Origin of the sequence: Pseudomonas sp. LAP_36 (genome assembly GCF_019456785.1) — a bacterium.
Classification (GTDB): Bacteria; Pseudomonadota; Gammaproteobacteria; order Pseudomonadales; family Pseudomonadaceae; genus Aquipseudomonas; species Aquipseudomonas tritici.
Window position 1 is genome coordinate 325,681 of sequence record NZ_JAHZMS010000001.1, and the last position, 18,231, is coordinate 343,911.

Annotated in this window: 13 protein-coding genes; 11 read left to right on the top strand and 2 right to left on the bottom strand. The window is 56.3% G+C overall.

Annotated features, from left to right (window positions below):
- Positions 1–181: 181 nt before the first annotated feature.
- The 7 genes from JBO08_RS01600 (at position 182) to JBO08_RS01630 (ending at position 11,369) form a co-directional block, all read left to right on the top strand.
- Positions 182–1,306, top strand: a complete 1,125-nt coding sequence (locus JBO08_RS01600) for a polysaccharide deacetylase family protein (RefSeq protein ID WP_065875009.1) — start codon at positions 182–184, stop codon at positions 1,304–1,306.
- Positions 1,307–1,645: 339 nt separating this feature from the next.
- Positions 1,646–3,040, top strand: coding sequence for a PhoH family protein (locus JBO08_RS01605; RefSeq protein WP_065875008.1), 1,395 nt, complete (start codon positions 1,646–1,648; stop codon positions 3,038–3,040).
- Positions 3,041–3,128: 88 nt separating this feature from the next.
- Positions 3,129–3,602 (top strand): cyclic pyranopterin monophosphate synthase MoaC, encoded by a 474-nt coding sequence (moaC, locus tag JBO08_RS01610; protein ID WP_016978208.1) that lies wholly within the window; start codon positions 3,129–3,131, stop codon positions 3,600–3,602.
- Positions 3,599–3,841, top strand: a complete 243-nt coding sequence (gene moaD / locus JBO08_RS01615; protein ID WP_049709886.1) for a molybdopterin converting factor subunit 1 — start codon at positions 3,599–3,601, stop codon at positions 3,839–3,841. The genes moaC and moaD overlap by 4 nt, the downstream gene beginning before the upstream one ends.
- Before the next feature lie 2 nt (positions 3,842–3,843).
- Entirely contained in the window at positions 3,844–4,296 is a 453-nt protein-coding gene (moaE, locus tag JBO08_RS01620) for a molybdopterin synthase catalytic subunit MoaE (protein WP_065875007.1), read from the top strand.
- Between the two features lie 208 nt (positions 4,297–4,504).
- Positions 4,505–6,478, top strand: a complete 1,974-nt coding sequence (locus JBO08_RS01625) for a hypothetical protein (RefSeq protein ID WP_139114600.1) — start codon at positions 4,505–4,507, stop codon at positions 6,476–6,478.
- 76 nt (positions 6,479–6,554) lie between these two features.
- Entirely contained in the window at positions 6,555–11,369 is a 4,815-nt protein-coding gene (locus JBO08_RS01630) for an RHS repeat domain-containing protein (protein WP_220074576.1), read from the top strand.
- A gap of 86 nt (positions 11,370–11,455) precedes the next feature.
- Here JBO08_RS01630 and rhlB read toward each other — a convergent pair whose 3' ends face one another.
- Both rhlB and JBO08_RS01640 read right to left on the bottom strand, forming a co-directional pair.
- Positions 11,456–12,916 carry an ATP-dependent RNA helicase RhlB gene (gene rhlB / locus JBO08_RS01635; protein ID WP_175402971.1) on the bottom strand — a complete coding sequence of 487 codons (1,461 nt, stop codon included), beginning with the start codon at positions 12,914–12,916 and terminating at the stop codon, positions 11,456–11,458.
- Between the two features lie 96 nt (positions 12,917–13,012).
- Positions 13,013–13,669 (bottom strand): alpha/beta hydrolase, encoded by a 657-nt coding sequence (locus JBO08_RS01640; protein WP_065875001.1) that lies wholly within the window; start codon positions 13,667–13,669, stop codon positions 13,013–13,015.
- Between the two features lie 345 nt (positions 13,670–14,014).
- On the opposite strand from JBO08_RS01640, the gene JBO08_RS01645 reads away from it, so the two are divergent.
- The 4 genes from JBO08_RS01645 to JBO08_RS01660 all read left to right on the top strand — a co-directional run bounded on the left by JBO08_RS01645 (position 14,015) and on the right by JBO08_RS01660 (position 18,184).
- Entirely contained in the window at positions 14,015–15,046 is a 1,032-nt protein-coding gene (locus JBO08_RS01645; RefSeq protein ID WP_065875000.1) for an amino acid ABC transporter substrate-binding protein, read from the top strand.
- Positions 15,047–15,118: 72 nt separating this feature from the next.
- Entirely contained in the window at positions 15,119–16,300 is a 1,182-nt protein-coding gene (locus tag JBO08_RS01650; RefSeq protein WP_065874999.1) for an amino acid ABC transporter permease, read from the top strand.
- 10 nt (positions 16,301–16,310) lie between these two features.
- On the top strand, positions 16,311–17,408 hold the full coding sequence (locus tag JBO08_RS01655; protein ID WP_049709881.1) for an amino acid ABC transporter permease: 1,098 nt from the start codon (positions 16,311–16,313) through the stop codon (positions 17,406–17,408).
- An 11-nt stretch (positions 17,409–17,419) separates the two neighbouring features.
- Positions 17,420–18,184 (top strand): amino acid ABC transporter ATP-binding protein, encoded by a 765-nt coding sequence (locus tag JBO08_RS01660; protein ID WP_003171943.1) that lies wholly within the window; start codon positions 17,420–17,422, stop codon positions 18,182–18,184.
- Positions 18,185–18,231 lie beyond the last annotated feature (47 nt).

The following is an 18,231-nucleotide window of genomic DNA, read 5'->3' on the forward strand; positions in this document are numbered from 1 at the left end:
TCTTTAGATGAATGCGGATCCCTTTGCGCACAGCTGGATACACACCGGCGCTCAATTGACTCTACCGGGCAAATGAGGTGCTGCGCCACTTTAGCGCCGACCCTATTCACGCTCCGGCATAGGCGTGGACGAGTGACTGATCGGCTATAGTGCCGGTCGACTCTGGAGAGGGAGACCCGTTGTGCGAATCGCGCTTTTTTTATCCGCTTGCCTGTTCTGCCTGAGCGCTCACGCCGCCCCGGTGGATGTGGCCAGCCTCGACCGTGGCACCTGGCCAGAAAAACTCGGCAGCCCGGCGCTGTTCGACGTCGCCTCGCGCGCGGAAATCCTGATGTTCGCCCATAGCCTGTTGGCCAGCGAGAATCAGGATGAAAGCGCGCTCAAACAGCGCCTTGGCCTGAAGATCATCAATCTGTCCGCCATCGACGACCTGCGTCGTCAGCTCTGGCAGCGCCTGCTGGAGAACTACACGCTTGCCCAAAGGAGCTGCGAGGAGGATGCCTCGTTCTGCTACCTGGTGGAAAACATGGACGACCTGCGCGAGCAGGCCGGCAAGTTCGAGGTCAGCAGCGATTCCTTCTATATAGGCTGGGCCGCCCCCAGTCATAGCTTCCATGAACGGTACCTGGACGAACTGCTGCGCAAGGCTGCGCTGTTTCCACAGATCAGCAGCGAAATCGCGCGGTTTGGCGACCATGAGCGTAATGGCGATGAATTCAACGACCGCCTGTTCCTGCTGACCTTCGACGGCGGCCCGGCCTCGGTCAGCGGTAACACCGACTGGCTCACCGACTACCTGCGCAAGCAAAAGATGAACGCCACGTTCTTCGCCCTCGGCAGCAGCCTGCAAACCCGGGTGGAGCGCAGTTCCGTTGCTGATGTGCAGGCGCTGTACCAGGGTCAGTGCGTGGGCACCCAGGGTTGGCAGTACCGTTCCCACAGTCATTGGGTGGATTGGCAGAGCTCCATCACCCGCAGTGCCTCACTGGCGCAAAACCTGATGCCGGAAAACTACGTGCCTCTCTTCCGTCCGCCCTACGGCCAGCGTCGTGCCGACAGCCAGGGTTTCTTTCAAGCCCAAGGCTTGCAGGTGGCATTGTGGGACATCGATTCCCAGGACGAGCCGGGCAAGCTCAAGGCCGATGAGTCGGCGCAACGGGTGCTGACGTTGATGCTGCTGTGGCGCAAAGGTGTGATTGTGTTTCACGACACCCAGGACAAAGCGCGGGTTGCTTTGCCCATCCTGCTACAGGCAACGGCGCAGAGTGGACTGGGTTGGCAGGACTGCCGAGAGGCGTTTCGCTGAAGTGCCCGGCCCTGTTGGGTGTGAGGCATTTTCGGAGTGATTTTGTACGATATTTCGATGCAGGCGGACTTCCGACTTTAACGGGGTACCTGTTACTCGGCTAGTGCTATTCGTCATCCTGAAAAATAAACTTCAAAAAAGCGTCAAAGTGCTTTTTCCTGTCATGGGTTTTGCGGTATTACGAAGTCAGATCGCCGAAACCTGCAACACAGGTGGCGTCTTCCAAGACTCCTCATGTGGGCACTGCGCTTGACGTCACTCAGGTGCAGTCGGTGGTCGAATCGAGGCGCAGCACCGCCCAGGTATTGCGTCGACTGGCTCCCACAAAGGTGACCGAGTATGGATGATCATGGACGTAACCCTTCTTCCGACCAGCCAATCCTTTATGTGCTTGATACCAACGTACTGATCCACGATCCGAACGCACTGCTTAACTTTGAAGAACACCACGTCGCCATCCCGATGATCGTGCTTGAGGAGCTCGACAAACTCAAAAGCGGGCACCACAGCGTTGCCGCCGAATGCCGCCAGGCCATCCGCCTGATCGACAAGACACTGGGCGAAGCATCGCCGGAGGATGTTGAAGTCGGCGTACCGATCCAGCGTGGCAAAAGCGGGCCCAAGGGCTTGCTGTCGATTCTGATGAGCAAGCGCAGCGAGCCCAACAGCCTGCTGCCGGAAAATCTGAACGACAACAAAATCATCAACCAATTGATCGACCTGCACGCGCGCGACAAGGATCTGCGCCTGGTACTGGTGACCAAAGACATCAATATGCGCCTCAAGGCACGAGCGTGTGGGATCGCTGCCGAGGACTACAGCACTGACCAACTGGTCGACGACGTGTCGATGTTGTCGCGTGGCTATCACACGGTGCCCGGCTCCTTCTGGGACCTCGTCAGCAAGGTCGAAACCCGTCAGGACCATGGCCGCACCTGGCATCAGGTACAGCTGATCGACAACCTGCCGGCTGTACACATCAACGAATTCATCATCGACGAACAGGGCTTTGTAGGCTGGATCAAAGAAATCCAGGTCGACAAGCTGCTGATTCTCGACCTGCATCAGGAACCCCTGTTGCACCAGGAAGCCTGGGGCCTGAAACCGCGCGATATCTACCAGAGCCTGGCGCTGTACGCGCTGCTCGACCCGGACATCCACCTGGTCAACCTGACGGGGGCTGCCGGTTCCGGTAAAACCATCCTTGCCTTGGCTGCTGCCATCGAGCAGACCATGGTGACCAAGCGCTATCGCCGCATCATCGCCACCCGCAGCGTGCAGGGCCTGGACCAGGAAATCGGTTTCCTGCCCGGCACCGAGGCGGAAAAAATGGAACCGTGGCTGGGGGCGATCACCGACAACCTCGAAGCCTTGCACATGGATGACGAAAACACCCATGGCAGCGTCGACTACATCCTCAGCAAAGTGCCGTTGCAGTTCAAATCCCTCAACTACATCCGAGGTCGCAGCTTCCAGCAGAGCCTGATTTTGATCGATGAATGCCAGAACCTGACCCCGCACCAGATGAAAACCATCATCACCCGTGCCGGTGCCGGTTCCAAAGTGGTGTGCCTGGGCAACCTGGCACAGATCGACACCCCTTACCTGTCCGCGACCAGCTCCGGGCTGACGTACCTGACGGAACGCTTCAAAGACTTCCCCAACGGCGTGCACATTGCGCTGCAAGGGGTGCCCCGTTCGATTCTGGCCGAATACGCCGAATCTCACTTGTAAATGCGGTCAGTGTGGGAGGGCACTTGCCCCTCCCACATTTTGATCGGCGATAGGTTTACAATCGGTGCTCCTGATCAGGAGTATCCCTGTGCTGACCCATCTCGATTCCCAAGGTCGCGCCCATATGGTCGACGTCACCGACAAGTCCGTGACGTTCCGTGAGGCGGTGGCCGAAGCGCGCGTGCGCATGCTGCCCGAGACCCTGAAAATGATTGTCGACGGCGCCCATCCCAAGGGCGACGTATTTGCCGTGGCCCGCATTGCCGGGATCCAGGCTGCGAAAAAAACCAGTGATCTCATCCCTCTGTGCCACCCGCTGATGTTGACGGGCGTCAAGGTCGAACTGAGCGCCGATGGCGTGGACGCTGTGCATATCCTGGCGCGCTGCAAACTCTCCGGCCAGACCGGTGTAGAGATGGAAGCGTTGACCGCTGCCAGCGTCGCGGCATTGACGATCTACGACATGTGCAAGGCCGTGGACCGTGGCATGACCATCGAAAGCATTCGCCTGCTGGAAAAGCTCGGCGGTAAAAGCGGGCACTTCAAGGCGGACCAGGCATGAGCATCAACGTATTGTTTTTTGCGCGTTACGCCGAAGCAGTGGGCTTTGACTCGCTGGAGGTGGAGGGCGATTTCGCCACTGTCGATGCGGTGCGTCTAGCGTTGGCCAGTGACCCGGAGTTTGCCGTACTCAACGAGACCAGCCTGATGTGTGCGCGCAACGAAGAGTTGTGCGGCCTCGATGAGCCAGTGCAGGCAGGTGACGAAGTAGCATTCTTTCCACCCGTGACCGGAGGCTGATCATGGCCATTCGTGTGCAGGCCCAGGCGTTCGATCCGGGTTTTGAGGTGAATGCCATGCACGCGGCCAATGTGGGCGTGGGCGGGGTGGTGAGTTTTGTGGGCTATGTCCGCGACTTCAACGACGGCCTGGACGTGGCAGGGATGTTCCTGGAGCACTACCCCGGCATGACCGAAAAGGCCCTGGCCAAGATCGCAGTCGAAGCTGAGCAGCGCTGGCCGTTGCTCAAGCTGGAAGTGCTGCATCGTATTGGCGCGCTGGAGCCGGGTGAGCCGATTGTGTTTGTTGCAGCCGCCAGTGCCCATCGGCAGGCGGCGTTTGATGCCTGTGCGTTTGTGATGGACTACCTGAAGACGCGGGCGCCGTTCTGGAAGAAAGAGAACACCAGTGAGGGGCCGCGTTGGGTGGAAGGGCGGGAAAGCGATTGTGCGGCTGCACATCGTTGGAACGTGTGAGAGTTTTCATGGCTTTTTGAAGCGCAAAACTTCATGACTATTTCTATTTGTTCTTATTAACTGTTACTTCTGACAGTTGTCATCACCTTGGTGAAAGACTTTTAATCGACCGTATGGTGCGGTGGCTTATAGCGGTTAAAGAAATTTATAATAAGTTTGTCGAGCCTGTAATTTTCTTATTTTTCATAATTTCTATAAGGAATTTGACATGGCTCAGACCGAAGATTCTATTCGCCTTTCTCATTTTACAATCAGAGGCTCTGGCGATGAAAGTTCGCGTTGCTCGGTATATGCCAATGGTAACCATCAGTGCGAGCTAATTATCGAAGTGATTAAAGAGGCTCAGGATGGGAACGGAGTGTGGCATGAAACTGAATTGTCGGAGTCTGAGCGTGCCAGTGTAACGGTCATCCAGTGTTTCGCTGATAAGATTCAACCACTCGCGTCGGGATGGTCGTGTGATAAGAAGAGAAATCAATATGATCTTGGCCTGCAAAAAAATAAAACAGGGCAGGGCAAGGCTAGAAAAAATGAAACTTCGATCTGCGGTGTAGGTTCTAAAAAAGAGTATGTGCGGCGTTTTATGCGTTGCGCCCCAACTGATAGTTATGCACCTATCACCCTTGTGGCCAAGGTTGAATTTGATGGCCAAGTTTATACGTCGGCAGGCTGTGCAGGCGATGAGGAAGATTCGTCGGTAGTCGTTAAGCCGATCCGTCCATTCGTCATTAAAGCTGAGGATCTCTCTGAATCTGCAGATGCTGCGTATGTAGACGCCAGATGTACCATTCAATGTTCCTATTGGACGCCTCCAAGCCCAATGTATTTTACTCGGAATTTAGGGCTTGGACGGTCTGTTGAATTTTCTGAAGAGGGAGAGCTGTTCCAAACATCGTTCTTACATGAGGAAGCATACAACTTGGGGTGGAAGGCTGGCGTTGTCAGGGGGGGGGACTATTCCGGTCTGCAGCTGCATTTGAGTGATATTCATCATGGTTTCTACCATCCATGGAAAAATCCGCTAGTACGATTTCATGAGCGTCCGACGATCATGCGTGCTCTCCACGTGAGTGATGATATGCCAATTCTTCGCGAAGACACTCGCAGTGCATGGACATTGATTGATAATGTCGGGACGACACAAAAATACCGTTTATCGAAATCATCTGGCGGTTTTGGGATGCGGGTGGAGGACTATGAGGAGATCGCTGAAACTAACGTCAAAGTCTTCAAGATTTTTTTCCCTAGTGGGCAGCCCAATAGTAATGAGCTCTATACCAATAATCGCCATCAATGCAAAGTTTTGATTGAAGTCGTCAAAGAAGAAACTCTCGATGGGAGCATCTGGGTGGAAAAACCCCTGACGAATGAGGAGAAAAAAAGCGCAACGATCACCTTTTATTCATCAGATAAGTTTGCCCCACTCCCGACGGGGTGGTCTGTTGACACAGATAAAAACATCTTCGATACGGGAATTCGCAGCCTGGATGCCGAGAACTCTGTGTGTGATGATAGTGGGTATACAGTTACCAATGATCCTAGAGCTGAAATAATTGAGCGATATATGCGCGTTGCGCCAGGCATCCCATTAGAATCAATCAGATTTATGGCGAGAATAATTGTAGGTGGCGTGGTTTATACAACTTACGGGTACGTGGGTAATTCATTTATCACTCTTTCACCTGTCAGGCCTTATGTTATTCGGGTTGGTGAGTTAACTGTGAATCGCTATGATGTTTTTAATGGCGCAGTCTCTACTGATTTAGATATGTATTATGTGCGTCCGTCAATGGGCGGTGTCGAGTTTCTGATGAACAAAGGGTTGGACACCCCTCTGTCGTTGCCTAGTGAAGGGTTAAAATTTCAGTCGTGTTACGCTCATGATGGGGGTGCTTTAGGGCGCTCTAGAAAAATTGGTGTGCTGTTAGGTGATGATGTTAATGCCGTCGTTCGATTTGGTGATATTGCGAATGATGGATTAGTGGATCCAAATATTATAATAAAAGCGGATCATCATAATACAGTAATGCGTATTGCGAGAGTGACAAGGCCTTCGATTTCGTTCGGTAGCGGAGACACAAAAACGCCATTGCGGCTGATCGATAATTACGGATGTGAGCAGGCGTATTATATTAATCAGAGTGAGGACGGTAATACCGCCTACTTTACCGATTATAACTAGTGCTTAGGAACCTTGAGTCTTGTTGTTATTGATGAGGCGGCGTTCAATTTCAAATGCTGACTTGAGGTGCGTCCGTATGAATGTTTACTCGAATGCGTTTTGCTTTGGCTCTTATTTGGCCGGTTCTGTCGATGACCGCACATTGCAATACACGTCTAAGGTTCAATTGGCAACCTTATATCCAAACGGCCCTTTAGAAGTGTCTAAGGATGTCACGCTGTCATTTTCAATGCTGAACACTCAGCCTTCAAGGTACGGTATTGGTTGGCGAATCAGTAATACCGAGTTTGATGTTGACAACCTTACGCTCACGCTACTCACGGGTGAGCGCTATAAAACCCAGAGCCTGCCGTCAGTAGGGGGCACGCTTGCATTCACAGATCGTAAGTTAAGGGATTTGGTGGTCAAGCGGCCGGCTGCGGACACGCTACATGTAGTTTATAAGGATGGAACCGTCGAGGTTTTGAAAAAGCATGGCAGTACCGTGCCCTATCGTATAAATACCATTCAGTTTGAAAATGGCGAGAGCTTGAGCTTTCGATATGCTTTGGGTGAACACCTCGATCGCATCCTTAATCAGAAGGGCGAGGAACTTGTGGTGTTGACCTATTCCCAGAGCTGGATACTGTCGACGGTCGATACCCTTGTCGGCGGCGGGCGTTACGCACGCGTCCGATTTTCATATGCCAACGAGTATTTAACCGGTGTCACCGTTCCCTATGATCGCAGTGGTCCGCCCGGGTCTGCTGCTTACACGTTCGCCTATACCGTGTTCCGCAATGGCTTGAGTGCTATCGAGAGTGTAAAGCGGCCTATGGGGGGGGAGGAACGCATTGTCTACAGCGAAAATACCCTTGCCTACGGTAACAACCAATACATTCCCAGCGTCGACACGTGGGTGCAGATTCCTGGCGCCAATCAGCCGCGCATGATCAGAAAATATAGCTACAGTCCGGGCAGCAACTTCTCCGGATACCCTTTTTCAGGTGGTTTCCAGGAGGGCGAGGACAACTTGTTGAGGGTGGCGGGGGCTTACGTTTATTGGTCGGAGGAAACCCGCATTGACGCAGCCGACAATGACAAGGTGCTGATGGTTACACGTACGACCTACAACAAATTTCACCTGCAGACCGAAAAAACGGTGCGGCGCGATGGCACCATAAGCAAGACCAGCGTCATCTATAACGTGGTCGCGGGTCAGTTCTCTGATCAACCGGCCAATTACGCGATTCCGAAGACGGTTACCCAGCGCTATGAACGGGCGGGTAACCCTGCAAGGGAGGTGTCTGAGCATATCGAGACCGACGACTTTGGCAATGAGCTAAGTCTCACTGAAGTATCCGGCGTTCGCACCGAGTACAGCTACTACCCGATCACTGGTGAAGCTGCAAAATGCCCGGCCGACTCTCACAACCTCTTTCCTCGCTACGTGAAGCAAGAGCGCCTTTTTCCTGTGGGAGCCACGGTTGCTGCGCGAGTCACCGACTACACCCACACCCGCTTGCCGGCGACGGGCGCCAGTTACTTTGTCTTGCAGCAGTCCATCCTTCAGGCTGGGAGTTTCAGCCAGCAGCACACTTACTACAGCGCGCCTGCCGAGCTGGTAGGTCGGTTGGAAACATCCTCTTGCACCATTGCTGGACTGACGCTGGTCAGCAACTTCAGCTATACCATCGCGGGTGATCGTCTTATTGAAACGCGCCGACTGCTGGGCCGTGAAGGGCAATGGGTTGAGTCTCAACGCACACTATCGCTGGTCAACCGGCGCCAGGAATCAATGATCCGGGACGGTGGTTGTGCAGTGGCTCTAGCATTCGATGTCAATGGTCGACTGGTTGAGGAAGTGGTTTCTCCGGGCAAACCGCAGCAGGCTAAGCGTAACTATGCCTACCATTTTTCGACGCAGAGCAACGCTGCTCATCTGATCACCACAGATGCCCAAGGTCGCCAGGTCGTCACAAGGTTTGATGGGCTTGGCCGCCAGGTTTCCGATAATCAACTGATGGCGGGACCGCTGGAACGCGCTATCGGAACACGGACTTACGATGCGCTTGGGCAACTCATTGAACAGGTCGATTTCGATTATGTGACCGACGGCCAGCGTGTGCTGAAGACGGTCTATTCCTACAATGGTTGGGGCAACCCCAGCAGCGTAACCGGTCCCGATGGCCGCGTTCTGATTGATGAATACGATCCGCAGTTGAATCTCAAGGTTGAGGGCGTTGAGGGTGGTGAACGTCTGAAAACTTATTTCAATGAGCATAGTCAGCCGGTGAAGGTGGAGCGACTTGATGCCAGCAATAACGGCGTAGAAGTAGAGTCGCGCACCTATGATGGCCTGGGCCGATGCCTGCTGGTGAAGGATATCAATGGCACTTCGAGTGAGTTCACCTATGACACCTTCGGCCGGCTGTTGACCGTTCTTCAAAAGCCTGTGGACGGCACCCCGCAACGGTTGCGCAAAATTGACTACGCGCCGGGTACCAGCAGCGAAACGGTCAGCGCACTCTTGATCGACGGCAAACAGTTGGGCACACGCAGTTATGACAGCCTGGGGCGCATGACCAGCCAGAGTCGTGGCACGGGGCAAGCCTCTACATGGGAGTATGAGGCAGGGTGGATGGCGCCCGTTGCGATGGTATCCCCTCGTGGTGCTCGTCAAAGCATTACTTATGACAAAGAGCTGGATGTGCAAACCAAGGTGGAGATGACGGGGCTCCCGGTAAGTACCTACAAGCATGATTATGTTGCGGGAACACTGACGCGCACGGAGACCAATGGCCTGATCCATGAGTATGTTCATGATGAGAACGGCCATCTCGAGAAGGAGACTCAAAACATCAATGGCACTTCGTTGACTGCCCTCTACAGCTATTCCCCTGGCGGTCGACTGCTGCATCAAACGGCCGCTGATGGTCAGGTTAGTCGGCTTGATTATGACGAGCGCGGTCGGTTTACCAAGATAGTCACGGGCAGTATGGTCGTTGAGCAGAGCTATGATACGTTGGGTCGGCCACAGAACCTGACCACTGCCTATGGCAGCACTGAAGTCGTAACCATGCTGTCTTACGATGGGCTGGGGCGTGAGTCCTCACGCCGTTTTGAGCAGAACGGCGCGCTGCTGCAAGTGATCACCAGCACATACGATGCCAACAGTATGCTGGCGACACGGGTTCTGACGGATGCGAGCTCACAAGTGGTGACCGATGAGAAATTTACCTACGATGCCTTCCTGAGGCTCAAGACTTATCGCTGTGAGGGTCGCGAACAGCCTAAGGACCAGTTGGGGCGTGGCGTCGTAGGGCAGGTTTTCAGTTTTGATAGCCTTAATAACATTACCCAGGTAATCACCTCCTTTACCGACGGTACGCAAGATACGTGCGTGCGTTTTTTCACCGGCACCGACCCTACCTGTTTGACCCGGCTCACTCACACTCTCCCAGTGCAGGATGTCACTCTGACTTATGATGCGGCGGGCAACTTGCAGGTCGGAGCCTCAGGCCAGACCTATACCTATAACAGTTTTGATCAACTGACTGGAGTACGGGCCAATGCCCTCCAGTACAGCTATGAGTACGATGCCGAATCACGCCAGGTACTTGCTTCCAGGGGCAACGAACCTCCTGTGAAGCTGATGTACGTGGAAGACCGCCTTGATACCGTGGTGGAAGGCAATAAAAAAATCCGTTTTGCCGACGGAGGGGATCAGGTGTTGGCGCGCAGCGGCGGTGTGGATGGGCCACAACTGCACACTAACGATGCATCAGGTAGCGTGCGCGGCATATCGGCTCCGGGGCTTGCGCATGTGCGGCGACATTACACGCCCTATGGCGATGCGCAAGTTGTACCGAATGACGGAAAGACTCGCACCATGGCAGACCTGCAACTGCCAGCGTTCAATGGTCATCGACTGGATGCGTCGTGCAACCTCTATATTTTGGGCAACGGCCAGCGCGTCTACGATCCTAGTCTGCTGGTTTTTCTGCAGGTTGATCCGCTTGCTCCATTCGATGAGGGTGGATTCAATAGCTACGCGTATTGTGCGTGTAATCCAATCAACTTGATGGACCCCAGCGGTTTGTGGCCGAGCTGGCTGAAGTGGGTTCTGACCGGGACGGCATTAGCCCTGTCGATAGTAACGGTAGGATTTGCGACGCCCGGGTTGATGGCGGCTGCGGCTGCCTATACGGCGGCGGCGACGGCGGCAGGTTTAGCAGCGGCTTCGGGTGGCGCAGCGGCAGTTGCTGCGACAGCCTCCGCCGCTACGGCGGCGATGGTAGTTGCCTCCAAATCGGCAGTTTTTATCGCTTCTGCATTGGGCGTAGTGGGTGGAACCTTGAGTACTGCGGCGCTTGGCATTGCAGAGGTTGACAGAATGACGGGGTGGGACCGTTCCCACCATATTCGCAACCTGGGGTGGGCCTCTTTAGGGTTTTCCATTGCTTCATGGACGGCCAGTATTGGGGGAGCCTATACATCGGCAAACCTGGCTTACAACGCGGCAGCGAAAGCCGGGACTGCCAAAGACTTCGTCAAGTACGCTGGCTTTTTTGATACCCCGCTTGGAAGCGGTCTGCAGGCGGCGGGCAAACGCATGGTGGGCTTGACCTACAAGTTCACCGACAAACAGGGCGTTACTACCTTCAGCAAGGTTTATGGCGTCACGCGCTTTGCTTTGAGAACGACCAATTTTGGCCGAGCGATAGAGGCCAGAAGCAAAGCGGCGTCACCGGCTTCTGAGTCAGGCCCGACGGGGCCGGGTTCGAACGCTTCGGCACAGCCACAGGCCGCTGGCAGTCTTTTTTTTGATATGCCAACGAGCAGTGCAGGTTACTTTCAGGCATTCAGAGACGAGGAGTCGCGCATTCGCCAACCATCCTGGTGGAATTGATATCGGTAGGACGGTGGCGCGGGACGTGTTTGATGCAACAAATTTGAGAGCGGGCGGGCCCGCTCACTTTTTTAATCGCGTTGCGCTTAAGGCCGCTTACGTTCCACCGCCCGCAGCAAATGCGTCGACGGCGTCTCACAGCTGATCTTGCGGCCCAGCAACGTCTCAATCGACGGCAACTGGTACGAGTCATCCTCACCCGCAAAACTGATCGACACCCCCGCCGCCCCGGCACGGCCGGTACGGCCAATGCGGTGCACGTAGTCGTCCGGCACTTCCGGCAGGGTGAAGTTGATCACGTGGCTGATGCCGTCGATGTGAATCCCGCGCCCGGCCACGTCGGTGGCCACCAGCACGCGAATCTTGCCTTCGCGAAAGCCTTCCAATGTCTTGATGCGCTTATGCTGCGGCACGTCGCCCGACAGCTGCGCGGCGTTGACGCCGTCACGCACCAGGCGCTCTTCGATGCGGCGTACTTCATCCTTGCGGTTGGCGAACACCATCACCCGCTCCCAACCGTTATCGTTGATCAGGTTGTAGAGCAGCTTGTACTTGTCGGCGCCGGCCACGGCGTAGATGTGTTGCTCGACGTTTTCGCTGGCGACGTTGAGCGCTTCGATCTCAACGATGGACGGGTCGGTAGTCCACTGCTTGGCGAGGTTCATCACGTCTTCGGTGAAGGTCGCGGAGAACAGCAGGGTCTGGCGCTCGGCCTTCGGTGGAGTTTGGCGAATGATCTGGCGCACTTGCGGGATAAAGCCCATGTCGAGCATGCGGTCGGCTTCGTCCAGCACCATCACTTCGACCATGTCCAGGTGCACGTCGCCGCGCTGGTTGAAGTCGAGCAGGCGGCCCGGCGTGGCTACCAGGATGTCGCAGTGACGGGCTTCGAGGTGCTTGAGCTGCTTGTCGAAGTCCATGCCACCGACGAATGTCATGACGTTGAGGCCGGTGTACTTGGTCAGGTCGGCGGCGTCCTTGGCGATCTGTACCACCAGCTCCCGGGTCGGGGCGATGATCAGCGCGCGCGGTTCACCCATGTAGCGTTCTTTCGGCGGCGGCGTCTGCAGCAGTTGGGTGATGATCGAAATCAGGAACGCGGCGGTCTTGCCGGTACCGGTCTGGGCGCGGCCGATGGCGTCCTTGCCCGCCAGGGTAAAGCCCAGCACCTGCGCCTGGATCGGCGTGCAGTACGGGAAACCCAGGTCCTGGATGGCGTGCATCAGTTCCGGGGCCAGTTTGAAATCGTGGAAGCGGGTCTTGCCTTCCTGGGGTTCGACGACGAAGTCTTCGAGCTTCCAGGGGATGACGACCGGCTTTGGTGCGCGTTCGCGGCGAGGCTTTGGAGCCACTGGCGCGGGAGCGGCTGCCGCCGGTGTTGCCTGTTCAGGCGGTGTCACCTTCGGCTGGGCAACGGGTGCTGTCCGGCCGGGTTGTTCACCGTCGTTGCGGCTGCCGGTAATAGAGACAGGAGCACTGGAATCAGGCGCGAGCGGCTCAGCCTCGCTTTTGCCGAACATCTTCTTGAGTGCTTTGAGCACGGTGATCTCATTAATTGGTTAAGGAATGTACGCCGGCCAGTGTAATGCAAGAATCGGGCGCGGCGTAGTGCGTCTGTCATACGGCTACATAAACGCCGGGTTTCAGCCCAGGCGCGCGGTCAGCCAGGCGCCGATATCGTGTATCTCCTGGGGTAACACTTCGTGGCCCATTGGGTATTCCTGCCATGTCACGGTGACACCACGGCTCATCAGGTGCTCATACGCCGTGCGACCCATGGCGTTCTGTACCACTTCATCGTACTGGCCGTGCAGACACAGCGTTGGAATGCGCTGCTGGCTGGCGGATAACTCCAGCTCATCGCCGAATGTCGGTGCGTAGGTTGAGAGGGCAATAACGCCGCCCAGTGGGCCTTCCCAATTCAGGAACGCGGTATGAAAGACCACGGCGCCGCCCTGGGAAAACCCGGCGAGGAAAATCCGCGACGCGTCTATTCCGGTTCTCTTCTGCGCTTCGATCAAATCCGTGACCATTTTTGCCGACACCTCCAGCTCTTCCAGGCTGATCGAGCGGGCCGGGCTCATGGCCTTGATGTCGTACCAACTGGGCATCTCATAGCCGCCGTTGATCGTCACCGGACGGGTCGGTGCCTGGGGCAAAACGAAGCGGGTCGTCAGCAAGCTTTCCTGTAACGCCTCGGCCACCGGCAGGAAGTCGTAGCGATCGGCACCCAGGCCATGCAACCAGATTACGCAGGCGTCTGCGGGCTTGGCGGGCTGAAGAATCAAGGGTTCGGTCATGTCTGCTCCATTAATGTGCGCGCGCTCCGATTAAGTGCAACGGAACGGTGCGCGACGAGTTGATCTGTTAAGAAGATGTCGCACGGTTGAATCTTTTGCTATTGACCGTGGGCTGAATCGGCTCAGCCGGCACTCTGGTACGGGCCTTGCTATGTGTTGGACGATGTCAGCGCTATCTCAGGACGGTAACACTATCAGTGACTGCCGCTTATGGGATAGCAACTGGATTGACCGCAACAACCTCATGCCGCTTGACCCCAAAAAAAGCCAACACGGGTCGATATCGCCTCATAAGGGTGCGCTGAGGTTCGAGCTCCGACACAACAAGAGCAACTGGAGGTTTGAATGAAGGTATTGAAATCCACCCTGGCCATCGTTTCTGCGGCGGCTGTACTGGGTGTCAGTGGTTTCGCCCAAGCTGGCGCCACGCTGGACGCCGTGCAGAAGAAAGGCTTTGTGCAATGTGGCGTGAGTGACGGTCTGCCGGGTTTCTCGGTACCGGATGCCAGCGGCAAGATCCTGGGGATTGACGCTGATGTGTGCCGCGCTGTGGCCGCTGCCGTTTTCGGTGACGCGACCAAGGTCAAATTCAGCCAGTTGAACGCCAAGGAGCGTTTCACCGCGCTTCAATCGGGCGAAGTCGACATTCTGTCCCGTAATACCACCATGACCAGCTCCCGCGACGCCGGCATGGGCCTGAAATTCCCAGGCTTCATCACGTACTACGACGGCATCGGCTTCCTGGTAAACAACAAGCTGGGCGTTAAAAGTGCCAAGGAACTGGACGGTGCAACCATCTGTATCCAGGCCGGTACCACCACCGAGCTGAACGTTTCCGACTACTTCCGCGGCAACAACCTCAAATACACCCCGATCACCTTCGACACCTCCGATGAAAGCGCCAAGTCGCTGGAATCCGGTCGTTGCGACGTACTGACCTCCGACAAGTCCCAACTGTTCGCCCAGCGCAGCAAGCTGGCCGCACCGAAAGACTACGTGGTCCTGCCGGAAACCATTTCCAAGGAACCATTGGGCCCAGTCGTGCGTAACGGCGATGACGAGTGGCTGGCCATCGTGCGCTGGGTTGGCTACGCCATGCTCAACGCTGAAGAAGCCGGTATCACTTCGAAAAACGTTGAAGCTGAAGCCAAGTCCACCAAGAACCCGGACGTCGCTCGTCTGCTCGGTGCTGACGGCGAATACGGCAAAGACCTGAAAGTGAAGAAAGACTGGGTCGTACAGATCGTCAAGCAAGTCGGTAACTACGGCGAAGTGTTCGAGCGCAACCTCGGCAAGAGCACCCCGCTGGAAATCGACCGTGGCCTGAACGCGCTGTGGAACGCCGGCGGCATTCAATACGCACCACCTGTGCGCTGATCGCTGATGGTTCTGTCACCCGGTGGGCCAACCACCGGGTGATGTTCTGTTCCATTATTTCCGGGGCACTTCATGCAAAATCAAATCGGCGCACCAAAGCAGAAGCTCAGCTTCAGCGATCCCAAAGTGCGTGCGTGGCTCTTCCAGATCATCACGATTGTGGCGGTGGTCTCGCTGGGCTGGTACCTCTTCAACAATACCCAGACCAACCTTCAACACCGGGGCATTACCTCGGGTTTCGACTTTCTTGAACGCAGTGCCGGCTTCGGCATCGCGCAGCACCTGATCGACTACACCGAATCGGACAGTTATGCCCGGGTGTTTGTGATCGGTTTGCTCAACACCTTGCTGGTGACGTTTATCGGCGTGATCCTGGCGACGCTGCTGGGGTTCATCATCGGCGTCGCGCGGCTGTCGCCGAACTGGATGATCAACAAGCTGGCAACCGTGTATGTGGAAGTGTTCCGCAACATTCCGCCGCTGCTGCAAATCCTGTTCTGGTATTTCGCGGTGTTCCTGACCATGCCGGGGCCGCGTAACAGCCACAACTTCGGTGACACCTTCTTTGTCAGCAGCCGCGGCCTGAACATGCCGGCAGCGCTTGCAGCCGACGGTTTCTGGCCGTTTGTGGTCAGTGTGGTGGTGGCGATTGTCGCAATCGTGCTGATGGCTCGCTGGGCCAACAAGCGCTTTGAAGCGACGGGCGTACCGTTCCACAAATTCTGGGCGGGCCTGGCGCTGTTCATCGTGATTCCGGCGTTGTGCGCCTTGATCTTCGGCGCGCCGCTGCACTGGGAAATGCCTAAGCTGCAGGGCTTCAACTTTGTCGACGGTTGGGTACTCATCCCCGAACTGCTGGCACTGACCCTGGCGCTTACTGTTTATACGGCAGCGTTTATCGCCGAGATCGTGCGTTCGGGCATCAAGTCCGTCAGCCATGGCCAGACCGAAGCCGCGCGTTCCCTGGGCCTGCGCCCTGGGCCGACGCTGCGCAAGGTCATCATTCCGCAGGCCCTGCGGGTGATCATTCCGCCGCTGACCAGCCAATACCTCAACCTAGCGAAAAACTCTTCGCTGGCCGCCGGTATCGGTTACCCGGAAATGGTTTCGCTGTTTGCCGGCACGGTGCTCAACCAGACCGGCCAGGCCATCGAAGTTATTGCTATCACCATGAGCGTGTACCTGGCGATCAGCATCAGCATTTCCCTGCTGATGAACTGGTACAACAAGCGCATTGCGCTGATCGAGCGGTGAGGAAACGCCCATGAGTTCACATATTTTCAAACCTGATATGCCGCCGCCGAACAAAGTGTTCGGGCCGATGGCATGGATGCGCGCCAACCTGTTTTCCAGCTGGCTCAATACGCTGCTGACGTTGCTCGCGTTCTACCTTGTGTACCTGGTGGTGCCGCCGATCCTGAGCTGGGCGATCATCGACGCCAACTGGGTCGGCACCACGCGCGCCGACTGCACCAAAGAGGGCGCCTGCTGGGTGTTTATCCAACAGCGCTTCGGGCAGTTCATGTACGGCTACTACCCTGGAGACCTGCGCTGGCGTGTAGACCTCACCGTGTGGCTGGCCATCGTTGGCGTGGCGCCGTTGTTCATCTCGCGTTTTCAACGCAAGGCGGTCTACGGCCTGAGCTTCCTGGTGCTGTACCCGATCATCGCGTTCTTCCTGCTGCACGGCGGAATCTTCGGCCTGACCAACGTGGCGACCAGCCAATGGGGCGGCCTGATGCTGACCCTGGTGATCGCCACCGTCGGCATTGCTGGCGCCTTGCCGCTGGGCATCATGCTGGCGCTGGGGCGGCGTTCGAACATGCCGGCGATTCGGGTGGTCTGCGTGACTTTCATCGAATTCTGGCGCGGCGTGCCGTTGATCACCGTGCTGTTCATGTCCTCGGTGATGCTGCCGTTGTTTCTTCCCGAAGGCATGGGCATCGACAAACTGCTGCGCGCATTGATCGGCGTGATCCTGTTCCAGTCGGCCTACGTGGCGGAAGTGGTGCGCGGTGGCTTGCAGGCGATTCCCAAAGGTCAGTACGAAGCGGCCGCAGCGATGGGCCTCGGCTACTGGCGCTCGATGGGCCTGGTGATTCTGCCGCAAGCCCTGAAGATGGTCATCCCCGGCATCGTCAACACGTTTATTGCGCTGTTCAAGGACACCAGCCTGGTGATCATCATCGGCCTGTTCGACCTGCTCAACAGCGTCAAGCAAGCCGCCGCCGACCCGAAATGGTTGGGCATGGCCACTGAAGGCTACGTGTTCGCGGCCCTGGTGTTCTGGATTTTCTGTTTTGGTATGTCGCGCTATTCCATTCATTTGGAACACAAGCTCGACACTGGCCACAAGCGTTAGGAGTTGATGTTATGAGCGAAGCGATCAAACAGCCTGTGAGCCCTGAAGGCATTATCCAGATGCAGGGCGTCAACAAGTGGTACGGCCAGTTCCACGTGTTGAAAGACATCAACCTCAACGTCAAGCAGGGCGAGCGTATCGTGCTGTGCGGCCCGTCGGGTTCAGGCAAATCCACCACCATCCGCTGCCTCAACCGTCTGGAAGAGCACCAGCAGGGCCGCATCGTGGTCGATGGCGTGGAGCTGACCAACGACCTCAAGCAGATCGAAGCGATCCGCCGTGAAGTCGGCATGGTGTTCCAGCACTTCAACCTGTTCCCGCACCTGACCATCCTGCAGAACTGCACGCTGGCGCCGATGTGGGTGCGCAAGATGCCCAAGCGCAAGGCCGAAGAAATCGCCATGCATTACCTGGAGCGCGTGCGCATTCCGGAACAGGCGCACAAGTTTCCGGGGCAACTGTCCGGCGGCCAGCAACAGCGTGTGGCGATCGCCCGTGCCTTGTGCATGAAGCCGAAAATCATGCTGTTCGATGAGCCGACTTCGGCACTCGATCCGGAAATGGTGAAGGAAGTTCTGGACACCATGATCGGCCTGGCCGAAGACGGCATGACCATGTTGTGCGTGACCCACGAAATGGGCTTTGCGCGCACCGTGGCCAACCGCGTGATCTTCATGGACAAGGGCGAGATCGTGGAACAGGCGGCGCCGAATGACTTCTTCGACAACCCGCAGAATGACCGGACCAAGTTGTTCTTGAGCCAGATTTTGCATTGATCGATGTTTGAATGAATAAACCCGGCCTGGCGCCGGGTTTATTTTTT